The organism is Tenacibaculum sp. Ill, from assembly GCF_051938915.1.
Taxonomy (GTDB): Bacteria; Bacteroidota; Bacteroidia; order Flavobacteriales; family Flavobacteriaceae; genus Polaribacter; species Polaribacter larymnensis.
Window position 1 is genome coordinate 759,197 of sequence record NZ_JBPSCW010000002.1, and the last position, 17,804, is coordinate 777,000.

Here is a 17,804-nt window from a genome sequence, read left to right on the forward strand (position 1 = left end):
CTAAACCAAAAATTATGATGGGTCTACTAAAAATAATGGTTGATCAAATTCTACAGGAGAAGAATCATCCACTAATACTTTAACGATTTTACCAGATACTTCTGATTCAATTTCGTTAAATAACTTCATTGCTTCAATGATACAAACAGTATCACCAACTTTTACTTCTGTTCCTACTTCAGCAAAATTAGGCTTGTCTGGAGAAGGTTTTCTGTAGAAAGTACCAATGATAGGTGATTTTATAGTTACATATTTTGAGTCGTCTGTAGTTTCAGCTGCTACTGGGGCTGCAGCTGGAGTAGCTGGCTGTGCAGCAGGAGCAGGGGCTATCATTTGTGGAGCTGCTGCAGGAGCAGGAGCTTGAATAATAGTAGTTTCAGGAGTATCACTTCCAGTTTTAATGGTGATTTTAATATCTTCCATTTCTAGCTTTACTTCACTTGCACCTGACTTAGCTACAAATTTTATAAGACTTTGAATTTCTTTAATGTCCATTTTCCTAAATTTTAGTTGTTTAGTTATGAGTTATATGCCCATTTTAAGTAGATAGCTCCCCATGTGAAGCCACCACCAAATGCAGCAAAAATTAAATTATCTCCTTTTTTCAACTCTTTTTCATAGTCAGCAAGCAATAACGGTAAAGTAGCAGAAGTAGTATTTCCGTACTTATGAATATTCATCATTACTTTATCATCTTCTAAGCCAACTCTATTTGCAGTAGCTTCGATGATTCTTTTATTAGCTTGATGTGGTACTAACCACTGAATATCATCTTTTGTTAAGTTGTTTCTGGTTAACATTTTTTCAGAAACATCAGCCATGTTAGAAACAGCAAACTTAAATACAGTTCTCCCTTCTTGGTGAACAAAGTGTTGTTTATTTTTAACAGTGTCTTCTGATGCTGGCAAAATTGATCCACCTGCATCAATCTTTAAGAATTCACGACCAATTCCGTCGCTTCTTAAATACTCATCTTGCAACCCTAAACCGTCGTTATTAGGTTCAAATAAAACAGCACCCGCGCCATCACCAAATATGATACAAGTAGCTCTATCGCTATAATCAATAATTGATGACATTTTATCGGCACCAATTAACAATACTTTTTTATATCGACCACTTTCAATATAACTTGAGGCAGTAGACATACCGTATAAAAAGCTTGAACAAGCAGCTTGTAAATCGTAAGAAAAAGCATTTACGGCTCCTATCTTAGACGCAGTATAAGCAGCTGTTGAAGCTACAGGCATATCTGGAGTAGCGGTTGCTACAATTACCATGTCGATATCTTCAGGTTTTGTGTTTGATTTTTGAAGTAAATCTTCTGCTGCTTTTATAGCCATGAAAGAAGTTCCAAGACCTTCACCTTTTAAGATTCTTCTTTCTTTGATTCCTGTTCTGGTAGTAATCCATTCATCATTGGTGTCCACCATTGTTTCTAGCTCTTTATTGGTTAGAGCATATTCTGGAATATATTTTCCTACCGCTGTTATAGCTGCAGTTATTTTAGTCATAGTTGTTTGTTTTGTAGTAAAACGAGTTTTCAAAGTAATGAAAATTATTTCACTTTTTTATAGAAAAAAACATCAAAAAGAGTATTTTTTGATGTAAAAACATAAAAAAACCCTCAAAGTAGAGGGTTTTTTAATTTTTTAAACTAGTTTTTAAGCCTCAGCAGCAGCACTTTCTAATACTACTTGACCTCTGTAATAAAGTTTTCCTTCATGCCAGTGAGCTCTGTGGTATAAATGAGCTTCTCCAGTTGTAGGATCAACAGCTATTTGAGGTACAGAAGCTTTATAGTGAGTTCTTCTCTTATCTCTTCTAGTTTTAGATATTTTTCTCTTTGGATGTGCCATTTTATGTCTTATTTATCTGTTAGTAAATCCTTTAATTTATCCCATCTAGGGTCTGTTGATTCTTCCTCAACAGTTTTTTCTTCGTTTATTCTTAATTCTTCTAATTTTCTCAAAGCATCTGACTGCATAGTACCATCAACAACATCTGGATGTATCCTTTTGCTAGGTACTGATAACACAATTAACTCATATATGTATTGAGATACATTTACTTGATAAGCTTCGTGTGGAAGTATCAAAATTTCATCGTGTTCATCATTAAACTCAGGTCCAAACTTAACAACTAAATTTAAATTACCATTAACTGGTAAGTCAAATAATTCATTAGTAATATCACAAGGAACATTAACTGTCCCGTTTATGTTAAAAGATAGCTCCAGTAAAGTACTTTTTTTAACAAATGTAATATCAGCTTTTACGTTGGTGTTGTTAAACTCGTCAAACTGAAATGCTTCAAAGAACGTTTTGTCAATTTGATATTCAAACAAATGACTTCCTTCTTTTAAACCTACAAAAGGTATGTTGAATTGTTTTAAGTCTTTCATCTACAACTATCAATTTGAGCGTGCAAAGATATAAAAAATGTTTTTACTTTTATGTTTTGAGTAAAAAAAATGAACTATTTTGCTTTTAATGCGTTTTTTGTAAGTTCTTGATACTCTTTTCTGTTCTTAAATATTTGTAATGAGGTAAATAAGGCTTCTTTAAAAGACGTAGGGTTGGCTTTATTTTTACCTGCAATATCAAATCCAGTTCCATGGTCAGGGGAGGTTCTTATCTTGCTCAAACCAGCAGTGAAATTTACACCATTTCCAAACGATAAAGCTTTAAAAGGAGCTAAACCTTGATCGTGATACATGGCTAAAACTCCGTCAAATTGTTCATAGGTTTTTGAACCAAAAAAACCATCGGCTGCATACGGACCAAAAACTAATTTACCGGATTCTTTAATTTCTGTAATAGTTGGACGAATAATTTCGTCGTCTTCGGTGCCAATTATTCCATTATCACCACAGTGTGGATTTAATCCTAATACTGCAATTTTAGGTTTACTAATGTTGAAATCTTGTTTTAATGAGTTGTACATGATCTCAACTTTAGACTTAATTAGTTCTGGAGTAATTGCTTCTGCTACTTTAGATACAGGAATATGACCCGTAATTAAACCAATACGTAATTCATCAGTCATTAAAATCATTAAGCTTTTTCCATCAAAGTTTTCTTCTAAATACTCTGTGTGACCTGGGAATTTAAATTCTTCAGATTGAATATTCTCTTTGTTAATAGGGGCGGTAACAATAAGGTCTATTTGATTATTTTTTAAAGCTCCAACAGCGGCTTGTAATGATTTTAAGGCGAATTTACCTCCATCTTCAGTAATCTTACCTAAATCTATTTTAACTTCTTCTTTCCAGCTATTTAATAAATTAACCTTTCCATGTACAAGTTTATCTAAAGAAGCAATTCCATGGATATTGGTATTAAGTCTTAAAGCCTTTTTATGATATGAAATTAGTTTATTTGAAGCGAATAAAACAGGAGTACAAAAATCAAGCATTCGTTTGTCTTCAAATGTTTTTAAGATAATTTCGATACCAATTCCGTTGATGTCCCCAACCGAAATTCCGACAATAATTTTGTTAGCTTTATCCATAGTTTACTTTCGTAGGTAAAGTTGTATTTTTGATGCTAACAAAAGTAACTAAATTTTTATAGAATGTTTACCGGAATAATAGAAACTCTTGGAATTGTTAAAGGTATTGAGCGTGAAAAAGAAAATTTACACCTCACAATAAAAAGTACAATAACCAATGAATTAAAAATAGATCAGAGTGTAGCACATAACGGTGTTTGTTTAACAGTTGTAGCAATTGATAAGGATGAGTATACTGTTACAGCGATTAAAGAAACGTTAGACAAAACGAATATTGGTGATTTACAAGTAGGAGATGAAGTAAATCTTGAGAGAGCAATGAAGTTAGGAGCTCGATTAGATGGACATATTGTACAAGGTCATGTAGATGGAACAGGTAGATGTAAAAGCATAGAAGATGCAGAAGGAAGTACAGTGTTTACTTTTTCATATGATTTTGATGGTACAAATGTTACTATTGAAAAAGGTTCAATTACAATTAATGGGGTGAGTTTAACGGTGGTAAATTCTAAAAAGGATGAATTTAGTGTAGCTATTATTCCATATACATATGAGCATACAACTTTTAAAAACTTTAAAATAGGTACTAAAGTTAATTTGGAATTTGATGTAATTGGTAAATATGTTGCTAGACTTCATGGTTTAAGAGCATAGCTTGAAAGTATAAAATTGAACTAAAACTATGGAGGTATTTAAATCTATAGCCTTATGTTTTTCAGGAGGAGGATATAGAGCAGCTTGTTTTTCTTTAGGAACATTATCGTTATTAGAAAAAGTAGGATTGTTAGAAAATGTAAAAGCTATTTCTACAGTTTCAGGAGGAACAATTACTGGGGTTAAGTATGCGCAATCTCAAATTGAAGGAAAAGATTTTCAAGTTTTTTTTGATGAATACTATAAATGGTTAGCAAAAGATGAGTTGACAAGTAATGCATTGAGTCATTTAAGATGGCAGTTAATTTGGAATCAGCCAGAGAATAAGCACAAGCGAAAGAATCCGATTAATGCCTTTGCTATAGAATATAATAAACTAACAAATCAAGCAACTCTAGGGCAAGTTCAAGATGTAATAAGTCAAGGTGAAACACACTTAGAAAGAGTCGTTTTTAATGCTACGGATTTTGATAGTACACATCAGTTTAGATTTCAAAATATTAAAGGGAATCAAAAAAGGTTTGGAAACGGAAAGGTACATAGCAAATATAAAGGAGTAATAGATGATATAAAGTTAGGAGATGTAATCGCAGCTTCCACAGCTTTTCCAGGAGGATTTGAGCCGATGGGGTTTCCGTATGACTTTACTCCAAAGCACAATGATTTAGAAGAAGTAGGGTTGATGGATGGTGGTATTGTAGATAATCAAGGAGCTTCTGTTTTTGTGTCAGAAGCACAGAATCAATGTGAAGGGAAACCCGAACGTCATGATTTATATTTCTTGTGCGATGTTTCTTCACCATATCCTGGAGAAGGCTTTAAGTTTGCTTCCGATTCATGGTTTAGTAAATATGTGTCTTATGTATCTAGTGCTTTTACTTTATTGTTTGTGTTGATAGCTACTGTATTTTTTGGAGTGCAAAAAATGATGGTTTGGTATACGATAAGCGTTGTAATATTAGCTTTTTTGGTATTTATTCATTTTTTGTTTTTCTCATTATCCAAATTAATGCAAAATGAAACAGGTGTAGATCAAAGATTGTATTTACCACCAAGAAGAGTAGGTTTTTATATACTTAACAGAGCAAAATCTTTGGTTCGAATGGCAAGTGTGGTTTTTCTTAAAAATGATAGAAGACAACATGCAAACGCTATTTATAGTACTTTTCCTAATAAAATAATCACATCTACAGTGTATGAGCTACGATGTAAAGATGCTTCAGGGAATCAAACAACTCGACCAGAGAACGAGAGAGGTTGGGAAGAGATAATGAAGCATACAGGCGAAATAAGTGAAGCAATTATTAAAAATTCACATAAAAGTACATCATTTGGTACTACTTTATGGTTTACGAAAAAAGATAAAGTAAATGATATGTTAAATACTGTTATTGCTTGTGGAGAGTATACAGCCTGTTATAACTTGTTGTCATATCTAATTATTCAATACGGAGATAGAGCTATAGAAATGCCTATTTTTAAAGAATTACTATCTCTTTGGAAGAAATTTCAAGAAAACCCCAAATTTTTAGTTGAAGAACGTCAAGGAAAAATAAAGACCATGAACAAATAAATATTCATGGTCTTTTTATGTTTAAAAAACTAAGGTTTTTATAGTGCTAACAATAGTTTTAACAACTTTGTTTTTAAAATGTCCTAAGCTTATTTTTGATACCCCAGCAGCTTGTAAAGTTTTCATTTTAAATAAATCTTTTTGACTTTCTACCAGCCATTCAAAATCTTCTAAGGTAAGTTTACCTTGTGCTAATAAAGAAGCCCATCTTTCTAGTTTGTCCTTTGATTCATTTAAAAATAGTTCAATGTCTTTTTTTGACTCTTGTGAAAACTCACCAAACTTTTCACTAAATAATGAGACTAATGATTTTTTTAATTCTTGTAATATTTTTTCGAAATCCATAGCAGATTAATTGTTTGAAAGAAGTTGTAATAATTGATTTTTAGTAGCAGGCTCTTTTTTACTTTCATACTGTAGTAAAAGGTTGAGAGCTTCAGTTATTTGTCCTTTAGCTTCAGTAATAAAAAAAGGTGAAAGCTTGTCTTTTTCTTTCCATCGTTTTAAAAAGCCAGCAAGTAAGTTTTTGTCTTGGTCTGCTAATAATAACCACATTTTATAGGTTATCTCGTTGTTAGGTTTGTACTTTTCGTACTCAACAATTTTGGCAATCTCATTTTGTAACTCTTCAATTTCCTTGCTGTTTTCCTGATAAGAGTTTTCAGCTTTTTCTATGAGTTGAGTAGCGTCTATTTTTATTTCAATAGTTTTTTGAAATGAGTATTGATCATAAGGAGCTGTTTTGAGAATACTGCAAGAAGAAATAAAAGCAGTAATAAGCATTAAAATAAAGAAGGGTTTGTTGTTTTTCATTTTATAAGTTAGGTTAATTTTTAAAGCTAGTAAATTTAATACTTTACGAATCATGTATAAAGGGAAAAAACACCCAGAAAAAAGAAGTGTTTTTCAGGAATAACTACTTTAATATATAATTATTAATCATTTTCATGATAAAAGTCATGAAAATCAACAAGTTATATTTGTATCTTTGGGTAAGGTGTAAATTAATAAGTTATGGATGTGTCAGTCTTTTTACTAAAGTTCTGGGGATGGTACTGTATTATTTTCTTCTTTGTACTGAGTTTTAATCCTAAAAGAGTAAAACAAATAGTTGATAATTTACAGGATGCTCGGTTTTTAATTATTCTTTCATTGTTTGCAATTATAATAGGCTTACTTAATGTATTGGCTCATAATATATGGGAGGCGAATATTAAATTGTTAGTAACTCTATTTGGTTGGTTGGCTTTAATTAAAGGTGTTATCCTATTTACTTTTCCTAAGCAAACTATTAAGTTGCTAAAACAAACCAATTTAAAGTTTATACAGGCCATATATGTGTTGTTGTTTTTCTTAGGGTTGTTTTTGTTGAATGAAGCTTATGGTATGGTTCCTTTTTAACTGAATTTTAATTGAAATGAAAAAAAAGATTTTACTACTAACCGATTTTTCTGAAGCATCATATAATGCAATCGTATATGCTTTAGAGCTTTTTAGAACTGAAAGATGTAGCTTTTATGTGTTAAATATTTTTAAGACAACGTATAATTTAATAGAGGATTTGGTTCCTCCTCAGCCAGGAGAGAAAGGGTATGATGAGCCAAAGAAAAAATCATTAGAAGGACTGAATAAAATATCAAAATTAATAGCGTCAAAAGAAGAAGGGAATCCTTTTCATGAGTTTGATTATATCTCACTGGAAAATAAATTACTATTGAGTGCAACCGAGGAAATAGTGGAGCAAAAAGATATAGAAATGGTTGTAATGGCAACGAAAGGATTAACTAATGATAGTAGTTCTGTATTTGGAAGTAATGCAATACAGATAATGGAGAAGATTCGTAATTGTCCTGTTTTAGTAGTGCCAAAAAAAGCTAAGAAGCAAATACCCAAAGAAATTGTTTTTCCTACTAGTTACAGAACACATTATAAAAAAAGAGAATTAGAGTATTTAATAGATATAGTTGGAGCTTGTAATGCATCTTTAAGAGTATTACATATTACTAATAATGGAGATATAGATGAAAATCAAAAAGAACACAAAGAAATGTTGAATGAATATTTTGAAGGGTTAAAATTTTCATTTCATACATTATCTTGTGTAACAGTGTCTACAGCAATAAAATGTTTTGTAGAAAGTAGAGAAAGTGATATGGTAGCTTTTATAAATAAAAAGCACGCATTTTTTGATACTATATTTTCTAAACCATTAGTAAAGGAAATAGGGTATAAGTTAAAGGTACCTGTGTTGGTGTTACATGATTTAAGAAACTAAAAAACAAAACAATGAAAAACGTAGGAGTTTGGTTAGATAAAGAGAAAGCTCTTGTTGTAACCATTGAAAATGGAACAGAAAACATGAAAACGATACCTTCTAATATAGAAACGTTTCGTATTCACGGAGGATCAGGAACTCGATTTAAGGGAGGTCCGCAAGATGTGGTTCAGGATAGTAAGTATTTAGAAAGAGAAAAACATCAAACGAAAAGATATTTTAATGAGCTAGCAGAAGAAGTTAACAATGCTGATTTATTAGCCATTTTTGGTCCTGCTGAAACTTTTGAAAAATTTAAGAAAGAGTTGGAAAGCTCTCATAAAGAATTAAATGCAAAGGTTAAAAAAGTGCAAAGAGTTGATAGTATGACAGACAACCAAGTAAAGGCTTTAGTTAGAGATTTCTTTAAAAATGGAAACTAGTCCAAATAAAATAACAATAGTAAAAGCTTCTGGTGAAGTTGTAGAGTTTTCTTTAGCGAAATTAAAAAAGTCACTTAAAAGAACTGGGGCAGATGATACTTTAGTGTCAGAAATTATAGAAATAGTTCAAGGTGAATTGTACGAAGGAATAACAACTAAAGAAATTTATAATAGAGCCTTTGCTTTACTAAAGAAAAAAAAGAATGTATTTGCTTCAAAGTATAAACTTAAAAAAGCAATATACGAACTTGGACCTACAGGTTATCCTTTTGAATATTTTATAGCAGCAGTTTTAAAATACTCAGGGTATAAGGTAAAAGTAGGAGAAATTTTGCAAGGTGAGTGTGTACAACACGAGGTTGATGTGTTAGCTCATAAGAATAATGAAACTACTGTTGTAGAGTGTAAGTTTCATAGTGAACAAGGCTTTGTGTGTAATGTAAAAGTTCCTTTATATATACATTCCAGATATAATGATGTTAGAAATTATTGGAATACTTTTAATAAGCATAAAACAACGCTAACTCAAGGTTGGGTTGTAACAAATACCCGATTTACAGAAGACGCTACACAATATGGTAATTGTGCAGGGTTGTATCTGTTAAGTTGGGACTACCCGAAAGAAAATAGCCTAAAAGATATAATTGATAGGTTAGGATTATATCCAATAACAGTTTCTACACTCTTAACTAAAAGGGAGAAACAGTTTTTATTGAATAGAGATGTAGTGCTTTGTAGAGAGTTGATAAAAGATAGCTTTTATTTAGATCATTTAGGTGTTTCAGATACCAGAAAAACTAGAATTTTATCTGAAATACAACAATTGTGTAGTGCTTAAAAAAGAAGTATGCTAAATTTTGCTAAAGTTCATTTTTTAGGAGCAGTTGGAACTGTTACAGGATCAAAGTTTTTGATTGAAGCTTGTGGAAAGCAAATTATGATTGATTGCGGCATGTTTCAAGGTCTGAAAGAGCTTAGAGAATTAAACTGGGCTGAACTTCCTATTGATGTTGAAAAAATAGATGTTGTGTTATTAACTCATGGACACTTAGATCATGTGGGGTTTTTACCACGGTTATATAAGCAAGGGTTTAGAGGTAGAATTATAGGAACAGCTCCAACATTGGCTATTGCAGGAATTATTTTAAGAGATAGTGCTAAAATCCATGAAGAAGAAGCGCAAAAAGCTGCCGAAGAAAATTATAGTAAACATAATCCGGTATTACCTTTTTACACAGTTACTGAAGCAGAAAACGCCATGAGCTTGTTTCAAGTTGAAGAAGAAGGGAAATGGGTTTCTTTTTCTGAAAAAATCTCTTACAGATTTCAATACAATGGGCATATTATAGGGGCTACTTTTATAGAATTAAATATCAATGAAAAAAGATTTGTGTTTTCTGGAGATGTAGGAAGAGTGAATGACTATTTACTAGAAGCTCCTAAAAAACCAGTATGGGCAGATTATCTTTTTATAGAGAGTACCTATGGTCATAAGTTACATCCAAAAGAAAATATAGAAGAAATTTTATCAGCGTTAATCAGAGAAACAATTGTAAATAAAGGAAATTTAATCATTCCTAGTTTTGCTGTTGAGCGATTACAAATGTTAATGTATGTTTTATGGAAGCTGTATAAGAAAAATAAAATACCAAGCATACCAATTTTTGTTGATAGCCCAATGGGAAATAATGTTTTGGAGGTTTTTAAAAGGTATCCACAATGGCATAAACTACCCATGAATGAATACGAAGCAATGTGTAACCATATAAATATTATTGAATCTTATAGAGAAACATGGGAAACTATTGATGACCCTAGGTCGAAAATAATAATTGCTGGAAGTGGAATGGTAACAGGAGGTAGAGTTTTAACTTATTTACAACAATTAATAGATGAACCAACAACAACAGTTTTACTAGTAGGGTATCAAGCAGAAGGAACAAGAGGAAGGCAGTTGCAAGAAGGATGTCATGAAATAAAGTTTTATGGAAGATACTTTCCTGTTAAAGCAAGAGTAGAGAGCATAGAAAGTTTATCTGCACATGCAGACCAAGGAGACTTGTTAAATTGGTTAAGTGATATTAAAAACATACCTGAAGAAGTGTTTCTTATACATGGTGAACAAACGGCTTTAGATGCTTTTAGATTGAAAATACAAAGAGAAAACAATTGGAATGTATGTATTCCAAAACTACATGCTATAAAAGAGTTAATGATATAGAAGTTTAACCTAAAAACTAACTCGATGAAAACAACAAAAACACACTTAAAATATGTAGAATGGTTAAGTGCAGAAGATATGCATTTAACGTCAAAACAATGGTTGTCTGAACTTTCATTTTTAAAAGATGAACAACTCTTTTTTGAGGACTTAATACGAAAATATATTTTTGAGCTTATAGCACCAGATCAATTTAAAAAAACAACTAAAATAGTAGAACTGTTGAGTAGTTCAAGAAAAAAAACAGAAGAGTTAATCAAACTTGTTGAAGCTCATGAAAGAGGTTTAGAAGTAATGGTAGATGGAGTTGATGAAGTAGTAGAGGAAGAAGTGTACAAGAATGAACATAGAAAGTTAATAGTAATGTTTAGTGAATTTTTAAAAGAATATAAAAATTTAAAACAAACGCTTTTTACTACCGTAAAGAAGATAGCCAAGTCAGAAAAAAAAGGATTAAATCAATAATAAATAAAAACGGAGTTCAATATTGAACTCCGTTTTTATTTTATAATTTAAGCGATGTAACGTTTTACTACCCATAAAGGGACATGTAAATCATGAGTAAACAACTCTTCTGTAACACTTCCTACTAAAAGAGAAGTAAAGTTGTTATGACCTTTGTCTGCAACAAACAAAATATCAGTTTTGTCTTTTTCAGCAATTGCCCTTATTTTTTCAGGAATGCTATCTTCACCTGCTGAAGCTTTAATAGTTTCTATGTTTGAGGCTTTTGTTTTATGAAGTAGTTTTTCAAACTGTAAATCAACATGTCTTTCTACTTTTTCACGAGCCTTATCTACTTTTATGTAAGGGAAAAATAGCTGAGGAATTTTAAAAACATTTAATGCTTTTAAAATAGATTTTTTCTTGTTGTTGATAGATGAAGCTGTGTTAAAAGCTTTAAGAGAAGCTGAAGAAAAGTCGGTTGCAACCATTAGGTTTTCTGGATTAAGGTTAGCTTCTTTAGGAATAGAAAGAATGTTGCACTTTGCCATTCGTAATAACTTTCCTGAAACAGATCCAGAACCTTTATAGGTGTTTTTATTACCTAAAATAATTAAATCAGCGTGGTATTTATTGGCAACATAACTAATTAAGCTTTCTGTGTAAGCATCGTCAGAAACTAATAATTCATAATTACAATCACTATCAAAGTGCTTGCTAATACTGTTATCTAACTCTTCCTCAATGATGTCTTCAATACTTATGTTTTCTAACTGTTCAGAAAATAAATTACTTATTTCATACTTTTTTACATTATGAATAAAATATACATTTTCTGTTTCATGGTTTTTAGCGAGCATGCTACAGTACTTAATAAGTGTAACATCTAGTTCAGAAAGGTCTAAGGCTACTAGTATATTTTTAATTTTCATAATTTAAGATTTTTGTTTTTTCGAATCTATTAATCTTTTTACAGTTTCCTGGTATTCCTCCTTTTCTTTTTGGTTTAAGCGTTTAAGGTATTCCTTATAATCTTCTCTTAATCCTTTAAAAAGAGAGTAACACATTAATAACAAAAGTAGGGTAAAAGGAAGACCTGTAGCAATAGAAGCTGTTTGGAGAGCTTTTAAACCTCCGCCTAATAATAATACAGCGGCTACAGCACCTTCTGCAAGAGCCCAAAATATTCTTTGACCTACAGGAGCGTCAATTTTACCACCAGAAGTTAAGCTGTCAACTACCAAAGAACCAGAATCTGATGAGGTAACAAAGAAACTAGCAATAAGTATAATAGCGATAATATTTAAAGCCATTGAAAATGGGAAGTCTTCTAAAAACACAAAAAGAGCGGTAGCAACATTATCATTCACCCCCTCTGCAATAGTAGGGTCTCCTCCTAAAATTTCATGTAACGAAGTTGCTCCAAAAGCCGTAATCCAAAATAAGGTAATTAATGTAGGAACAATCAATACTCCAAGAATAAATTCTCTAATAGTTCTTCCTTTAGATACACGAGCTATAAACATACCTACGAAAGGAGACCAAGCAATCCACCATCCCCAGTAAAAAATAGTCCATGAGTTTTGCCATTCCGTTCCAGTATAGGCTTCAGCCCATGTAGAAAGATTGATTAAGTCGTTTGCATAACTACCAGTGTTTTGTACAAATGATTTTAAGATGAAAATAGTAGGACCTAAAATTACTACAGCAAGTAATAAAAGTACAGCGATACGCATATTCATTTCACTTAAAAACTTTACTCCTTTGTCAACTCCTGAAACTACTGAAATGGTGGCTATTAATGTAATTCCGACAATTAGCCATATTTGTAATGAAATACCTGAATCTAAACCAAAAACATGCTCTAAACCAGCAGCAACTTGTTTAACGCCTAGTCCAAGAGACGTTGCTAGTCCAAAAACAGTAGCCAAAACAGCAAAAATATCTATAACATCACCAATTCTACCATAAATTCTATCTCCTAAGAAAGGGTAGAATACAGAGCGAATTGTTAATGGGAGTCCTCTAGAGTATGTAAAATAAGCTAAAGACAAACCAACTAAAGCATAAATTCCCCAAGCATGTAGCCCCCAGTGTAAAAAAGTAACATTCATAGCTTCTTTAGCAGCAGCAGCGGTATTAGGGTCAGCTAGAGGAGGTGAAGATAAATGATAAACAGGTTCAGCAATACTCCAAAAAAGTAACCCAATACCCATACCAGCACTAAAGAGCATAGAAAACCAAGAGGTAGTTGAAAATTCAGGTTTTGCTTTAGCCCCACCAATACGTAAAGTTCCATATTTACTAAAAGCTAAATAAAGCATAAAGGCAACAAAGATGTTAACGGCTAAGATAAATAACCAGCCAGTTTTGTTGGCTATAAAACTCTGTGCTGTATCAAAATATGATTGGGCTCTTTCTTTAAAAAGTAAAGTTAAAGCTACACTTAGTATTATTACTATAGAAGAAGTAAAGAATACAGGGCCGTTAACTTCAAGTCCAAAGATTGATTTCCGCTCGTCACTTCTAATTATTTTTTTTGCTTTTTTCATGTGTTAATGTTTTATGCTATTAAAAATAGTATCCGATATTTATGTTAAATCTCATGTCCCAATCAGCATTAGGTGTTCCGTTTGCTAAAGCATTTGTCCATACTGGGCCTAACCAAGGATGATCTTTTCCTGCGGCAAAATCTATATAAGTATAAACATTACCAGCAGTTACTAAGAAACCAAATACATTCATTAAACTGTCTTCAAAATCAACAGCTGCTTTATCCATGTAACCAAAATCGTTATAAACTTGTATACTAGAAATAGGTTTCCATTTTACAGGGAAGGTATAAGCAGCGCCTAAAGTATATGTTGTTGCTTCTGTTGCAGTAAGGTAAGGAGCTCCATAAGCAGTTAAGGCTATAAGATCGTTATAAGTAGTATTCTTTGTATTGTATTTGTAGGTAGATACTTGTGCTTTAGCATCAAAGTTTTTTGCGTTTAGTTGATAGTGTAAGGCAAAAGCATGATGGCTAGATGTATCTTCAGTATCTAAATTATAAAGACCTCCATATTGTGCAGAAAGCCCTATTTTATGTTGAATACTTTTGTTACCGAAGTGATAATTTACCTTACCATTTAATTGATTTGTTTCCTTGTATCTTAAATCTAGACTTCCGTCTCCATCAATGTCTATAGAGGCAACATCGTATGAGTATCTGCTATCAGAAACATCAGAGTTGCTTCCAAAATTAAGTTCTTCAGCATTTTTAAAAAAAGCTAAGGCGTATTCCCATTTTTTTCCTTTATGGGTAAACTTTACCCCCATATCATGGTCATCTTCTAGTCCTAGGTAATAATTAATACCAAAAAACCAACTATGAGAATTGTATTGAGTAATACCAAAAGGCACTTGTGTTAATCCTAATTGAATGTTGTCTTTTTCGTTAAAGTCATACCCTAACCAGCCTTGTTTAAGCATGCCACCTCCAAAACTTTGTGAGTAAAAGCGATATTCAGCATTTAGCTTTATTCCTTTGTATTTTGCTTTAGCATTAATTCTAAAGACGTCGAAACCGAAATCGCCTCCACGTTTTTTTTGACCGTCTTTCCAAGAAGATAGGTTGTAGTTAAATCGAAGTGCTCCGCCAATTTTAACCTCAGGCTTTTCTTGTGAAAACATAACTGTAACAAAAGAAAAAGCAACTAAGACTAGGCTTTTTTTTGTGAAATTCATTGTTGATATTAATAAGTGTGAAGAAAGTGTACTCGTAAAAGCACATTTTCAAGTGAAAGGATAAGAGAAAACTCTTTCTAGCTTAAAAAAATGGTAATTATTTTGAAGGAGGAATGAATTTATCTGATTGATTCCTAAAAACTAAAAAGTTAAAACTGAATACTCGTTTATTCTTTTTGTCTTTGAGTTTTTTTATCATAAGAGTGCAAAGATACTGATTAAAAAGGGGTTTTCAAAAAAGAAGAGCTTTTGAGTGTTGAATTTTTTAATTAAAAGGGCATAAGATGTTTTATGAATTATTTAAAAAAATCTATAATGTTTTTTGATGATACTTCTTTTAGGTTAGTTTTTCAAAAGGATGATAAAAAATGAAGGTTAGAAGTAAAAAAATAAAATTTAGGAAATTTGGGTGTAGGAATTGATTTTCTTTAAAAAGCTTAGTTTTTAGTAGTTTAAGTAATAGGAGCTGTTTTTTATGTTCTTAAATTTCAATATATTAGTATATTAAATTATAGTGTATAAATGAAGACTTCAATGGAAAGAAAAAATCTGTATGGCTATATCATAAATAGTATTATGGTTATAGCTTTAGGTGTTGTTTATTTAATAAATTTTACTACTGATAATGGTTTTTGGAATTGGGTTTCATTAGGGTTGATAGTTGTTATTTTGGGAATGTTAACAACAGTTTTTTTTATTTTAAAAGAGCAACTAAAAGCCAAAAAAAAATCGGAAGAAGAACTTTTAAAAAGTCAAAAACTATTACACTCAATAATTGATAATACAACAAATGCTATATCAGTAAAAAAGATAAATGGCGAGTATATGCTGGTGAATAAGAAGTATCAGTCAATTTTTGAAGTATATGATAAAGATTTGATAGGGAAAACGGATCACGACATTTTACCAAAAGAATTAGCAGACAGGTATCTTGACGCTGACTTAGAGGCTTTGAAGCTGGGAAAAGAAATTCAAATGGAGGAGGAAATTGAGCAGTCTGACGGAAAGCATACATATTTATCAGTAAAATTTCCTTTGTTTGATATTTCTAATAGGGTATATGCTATTGGAAGTATCTCTACAGATATCACAGAAAGAAAGACAATTATGGAATCGCAAAAGGAGGCGGACACTTTTTTCAATATTTCTACAGATAGCTTAGTTATAGCATCTAATGAGAAGTTTTTAAAAGTTAATTCTTCTTTAAGTAATCTTTTAGGATATACAGGTGAAGAACTTTTGAATACTCCGTTTGCTACCTATATTTTTCCTGAAGATCTTGAAAAGACTGAAAATGCAATTAAAAAGTTAGAAGAAGGAGCAAATTTAGTAAGTTTTAATAATAGATGGATTTGTAAGGATAAAAGTATTAAATGGTTGTCTTGGAATGCCACTTCAGATACAAATACAGGGACGTTGTATGCTGTGGCTAGAGATATTACTAAAGATTTATTACTTCAAGAAGAGAATAAAAAAAGAATGAATGAGTTGTATGAGAATCAGCAAAAGTTGAATATGATTATAGAAAACATTAGTGATGGTGTGTTAGTTGCCAATACTGATAAGCAGGTTATATTGGCTAACGAGGTTGCTAATGAGCTTTTTGGTATAGAAGATGATTCAAAAATATCTGTTGACTTTTCGGATCATTTTAAAGTGCTAAACTCATATGATGGAAAGGTTTTTCCTGTTCAAAGCCTACCAGCTGAACTTGCCTTAGAAGGTAAAATAACTAACGATATTGATGTGTTATTAATGAACAAAGAAACGAATGAAGTTAGAAGGGTTTTGTTGAGCGGAAGACCTATAATTGATAATGAAAATTATATTGCTGCTGTGGTTGTAACTATTAAAGATATAAGTAGGTATAAAAGGTTAGAAGCGGAGTTAAAAAGAAAAGACCAAGAATCAAGGAGGAAAATTGGTTTTAAAAAAGATGATTCAAAAAAGAAAGAATAATATTGCTTGAAGGGGGCAGAACAAGTTATTTATTCTTTTCGGTTTTTTTCTTTTGTCTTTCTAATTTTCTAAAATATCCTCTTGTTAAAAAGTTGTGCTTAAAAGCTTCCATATTTTCATTAAATTTTTCTGTTCCTTCGTTTATATTTTGAAGTGTGGATTTTAAACTCTTAACCAAAGAGGTGTCTTTAGTGATGTAGTTAAAAGCTCCTTTACTTGAGTTAAAATCATCAACCAAAACATTAATATTTTCTACAAGGCTATCAATTTTTACACTTGATGCATCAATATTATTTAAGATAGATTTTAATTTTTTACCTGAAATAGAATCATTAATTAACACCCCTAAAACGGTGTCGTCGTCTGTTTTTAACGAAGTTATAACTTGATTTAATTCATTAATTGTACTAGATGCTTGGTAACTTATTTTCTTTAAGTTGCTAACAGACTGTTTCATGTCTTTTGCCATAATGGTATCGTTCAGTAAAACTCCTAAAGTACCTTTACCTTCTAATAGTTTGTCGGTTATTTTTAAGAGATCGGCAGTAAGTATTGCTGCATTTTTATTGGTAACACTTAAGGTGTTTAGAATATCATCTGTTCCAATTTTGTTATAAGACCTAATGACATCTCCATTTTTAATTAAAGCTTCTGTTTTTTTTCCTGGAACGATATTTACAATCATATTCCCAACTAACCCGTCAGAACCTATAGTTGCAACAGCATTTTTCTTTATATGAATGGCTATTTTTTTATCAATTACCATATTTACTTTTATGGTAGAATCATTAATCATAGTTATGTCTTTTACAGTCCCTATGTTTATTCCTGAGTAACGAACATTATTTCCGTTTTGTAATCCATTAACATTTTGAAAGTAAGCACTAATAGTAAAGTTTTCTTGAAACATACTTTGACGTTGCCCGATGAGGTAAATAGCAAAAACAAAAAGAATTGTACCTATAGATACAAATAATCCTAACCTAAATTTTTGTGAGTTTGTTGTTTTCATAA

Annotated in this window: 20 protein-coding genes; 9 read left to right on the forward strand and 11 right to left on the reverse strand. The window is 31.4% G+C overall.

Annotation, left to right across the window (positions count from 1 at the left end):
- Positions 1-12 precede the first annotated feature (12 nt).
- From accB to pdxA, 5 genes are all read right to left on the reverse strand, one after another.
- Positions 13-495 carry an acetyl-CoA carboxylase biotin carboxyl carrier protein gene (gene accB / locus ACTPNM_RS03570; RefSeq protein WP_440120655.1) on the reverse strand — a complete coding sequence of 161 codons (483 nt, stop codon included), beginning with the start codon at positions 493-495 and terminating at the stop codon, positions 13-15.
- 23 nt (positions 496-518) lie between these two features.
- On the reverse strand, positions 519-1,514 hold the full coding sequence (locus tag ACTPNM_RS03575) for a beta-ketoacyl-ACP synthase III (protein ID WP_099214636.1): 996 nt from the start codon (positions 1,512-1,514) through the stop codon (positions 519-521).
- Positions 1,515-1,664: 150 nt separating this feature from the next.
- Positions 1,665-1,859: a 50S ribosomal protein L32 gene (gene rpmF, locus ACTPNM_RS03580; protein ID WP_047789948.1), complete on the reverse strand. Its 195-nt coding sequence runs from the start codon at positions 1,857-1,859 to the stop codon at positions 1,665-1,667.
- A gap of 8 nt (positions 1,860-1,867) precedes the next feature.
- Positions 1,868-2,404, reverse strand: a complete 537-nt coding sequence (locus tag ACTPNM_RS03585; RefSeq protein ID WP_440120656.1) for a YceD family protein — start codon at positions 2,402-2,404, stop codon at positions 1,868-1,870.
- A 74-nt stretch (positions 2,405-2,478) separates the two neighbouring features.
- A complete protein-coding gene (gene pdxA, locus ACTPNM_RS03590) occupies positions 2,479-3,513 on the reverse strand; it encodes a 4-hydroxythreonine-4-phosphate dehydrogenase PdxA (protein WP_440120657.1) in 1,035 nt (344 codons plus the stop codon).
- Between the two features lie 63 nt (positions 3,514-3,576).
- Between pdxA and ACTPNM_RS03595 the strand changes: the two genes are divergently transcribed.
- Positions 3,577-4,167, forward strand: a complete 591-nt coding sequence (locus tag ACTPNM_RS03595) for a riboflavin synthase (RefSeq protein WP_440120658.1) — start codon at positions 3,577-3,579, stop codon at positions 4,165-4,167.
- 28 nt (positions 4,168-4,195) lie between these two features.
- Positions 4,196-5,740, forward strand: a complete 1,545-nt coding sequence (locus ACTPNM_RS03600; RefSeq protein ID WP_440120659.1) for a patatin-like phospholipase family protein — start codon at positions 4,196-4,198, stop codon at positions 5,738-5,740.
- 21 nt (positions 5,741-5,761) lie between these two features.
- Here the strand turns inward: ACTPNM_RS03600 and ACTPNM_RS03605 are convergent, their stop codons facing one another.
- Both ACTPNM_RS03605 and ACTPNM_RS03610 read right to left on the reverse strand, forming a co-directional pair.
- Positions 5,762-6,085, reverse strand: a complete 324-nt coding sequence (locus ACTPNM_RS03605) for a hypothetical protein (protein ID WP_440120660.1) — start codon at positions 6,083-6,085, stop codon at positions 5,762-5,764.
- A gap of 6 nt (positions 6,086-6,091) precedes the next feature.
- Entirely contained in the window at positions 6,092-6,553 is a 462-nt protein-coding gene (locus ACTPNM_RS03610; protein WP_440120661.1) for a hypothetical protein, read from the reverse strand.
- Between the two features lie 201 nt (positions 6,554-6,754).
- On the opposite strand from ACTPNM_RS03610, the gene ACTPNM_RS03615 reads away from it, so the two are divergent.
- The 6 genes from ACTPNM_RS03615 to ACTPNM_RS03640 are packed head-to-tail and all read left to right on the forward strand — an operon-like array spanning position 6,755 to position 11,123.
- A complete protein-coding gene (locus ACTPNM_RS03615) occupies positions 6,755-7,141 on the forward strand; it encodes a hypothetical protein (protein WP_274640936.1) in 387 nt (128 codons plus the stop codon).
- Between the two features lie 16 nt (positions 7,142-7,157).
- Positions 7,158-8,015, forward strand: coding sequence for a universal stress protein (locus tag ACTPNM_RS03620; RefSeq protein WP_440120662.1), 858 nt, complete (start codon positions 7,158-7,160; stop codon positions 8,013-8,015).
- A gap of 11 nt (positions 8,016-8,026) precedes the next feature.
- Entirely contained in the window at positions 8,027-8,437 is a 411-nt protein-coding gene (locus ACTPNM_RS03625) for a hypothetical protein (protein WP_440120663.1), read from the forward strand.
- The gene (locus ACTPNM_RS03630) at positions 8,427-9,275 is read left to right on the forward strand and encodes a restriction endonuclease (RefSeq protein WP_440120664.1); all 849 of its coding nucleotides are present in this window, start codon (positions 8,427-8,429) and stop codon (positions 9,273-9,275) included. The genes ACTPNM_RS03625 and ACTPNM_RS03630 overlap by 11 nt, the downstream gene beginning before the upstream one ends.
- A gap of 9 nt (positions 9,276-9,284) precedes the next feature.
- The gene (locus ACTPNM_RS03635) at positions 9,285-10,658 is read left to right on the forward strand and encodes an MBL fold metallo-hydrolase RNA specificity domain-containing protein (RefSeq protein ID WP_440120665.1); all 1,374 of its coding nucleotides are present in this window, start codon (positions 9,285-9,287) and stop codon (positions 10,656-10,658) included.
- 24 nt (positions 10,659-10,682) lie between these two features.
- Entirely contained in the window at positions 10,683-11,123 is a 441-nt protein-coding gene (locus ACTPNM_RS03640; RefSeq protein ID WP_440120666.1) for a hypothetical protein, read from the forward strand.
- A 47-nt stretch (positions 11,124-11,170) separates the two neighbouring features.
- Here ACTPNM_RS03640 and ACTPNM_RS03645 read toward each other — a convergent pair whose 3' ends face one another.
- From ACTPNM_RS03645 to ACTPNM_RS03655, 3 genes are read right to left on the reverse strand one after another with little or no spacing between them, the layout of a single operon-like run.
- Positions 11,171-12,034: a universal stress protein gene (locus tag ACTPNM_RS03645; RefSeq protein WP_440120667.1), complete on the reverse strand. Its 864-nt coding sequence runs from the start codon at positions 12,032-12,034 to the stop codon at positions 11,171-11,173.
- A gap of 3 nt (positions 12,035-12,037) precedes the next feature.
- A complete protein-coding gene (locus ACTPNM_RS03650; protein ID WP_274640943.1) occupies positions 12,038-13,654 on the reverse strand; it encodes a BCCT family transporter in 1,617 nt (538 codons plus the stop codon).
- A gap of 19 nt (positions 13,655-13,673) precedes the next feature.
- Positions 13,674-14,831 (reverse strand): hypothetical protein, encoded by a 1,158-nt coding sequence (locus ACTPNM_RS03655; protein WP_440120668.1) that lies wholly within the window; start codon positions 14,829-14,831, stop codon positions 13,674-13,676.
- A 534-nt stretch (positions 14,832-15,365) separates the two neighbouring features.
- Between ACTPNM_RS03655 and ACTPNM_RS03660 the strand changes: the two genes are divergently transcribed.
- Positions 15,366-16,790 (forward strand): PAS domain S-box protein, encoded by a 1,425-nt coding sequence (locus ACTPNM_RS03660; RefSeq protein ID WP_440120669.1) that lies wholly within the window; start codon positions 15,366-15,368, stop codon positions 16,788-16,790.
- Positions 16,791-16,815: 25 nt separating this feature from the next.
- On the opposite strand, the gene ACTPNM_RS03665 is transcribed toward ACTPNM_RS03660, so the two are convergent.
- Positions 16,816-17,802, reverse strand: coding sequence for an MlaD family protein (locus ACTPNM_RS03665; RefSeq protein ID WP_440120670.1), 987 nt, complete (start codon positions 17,800-17,802; stop codon positions 16,816-16,818).
- Positions 17,803-17,804: the final 2 nt, after the last annotated feature.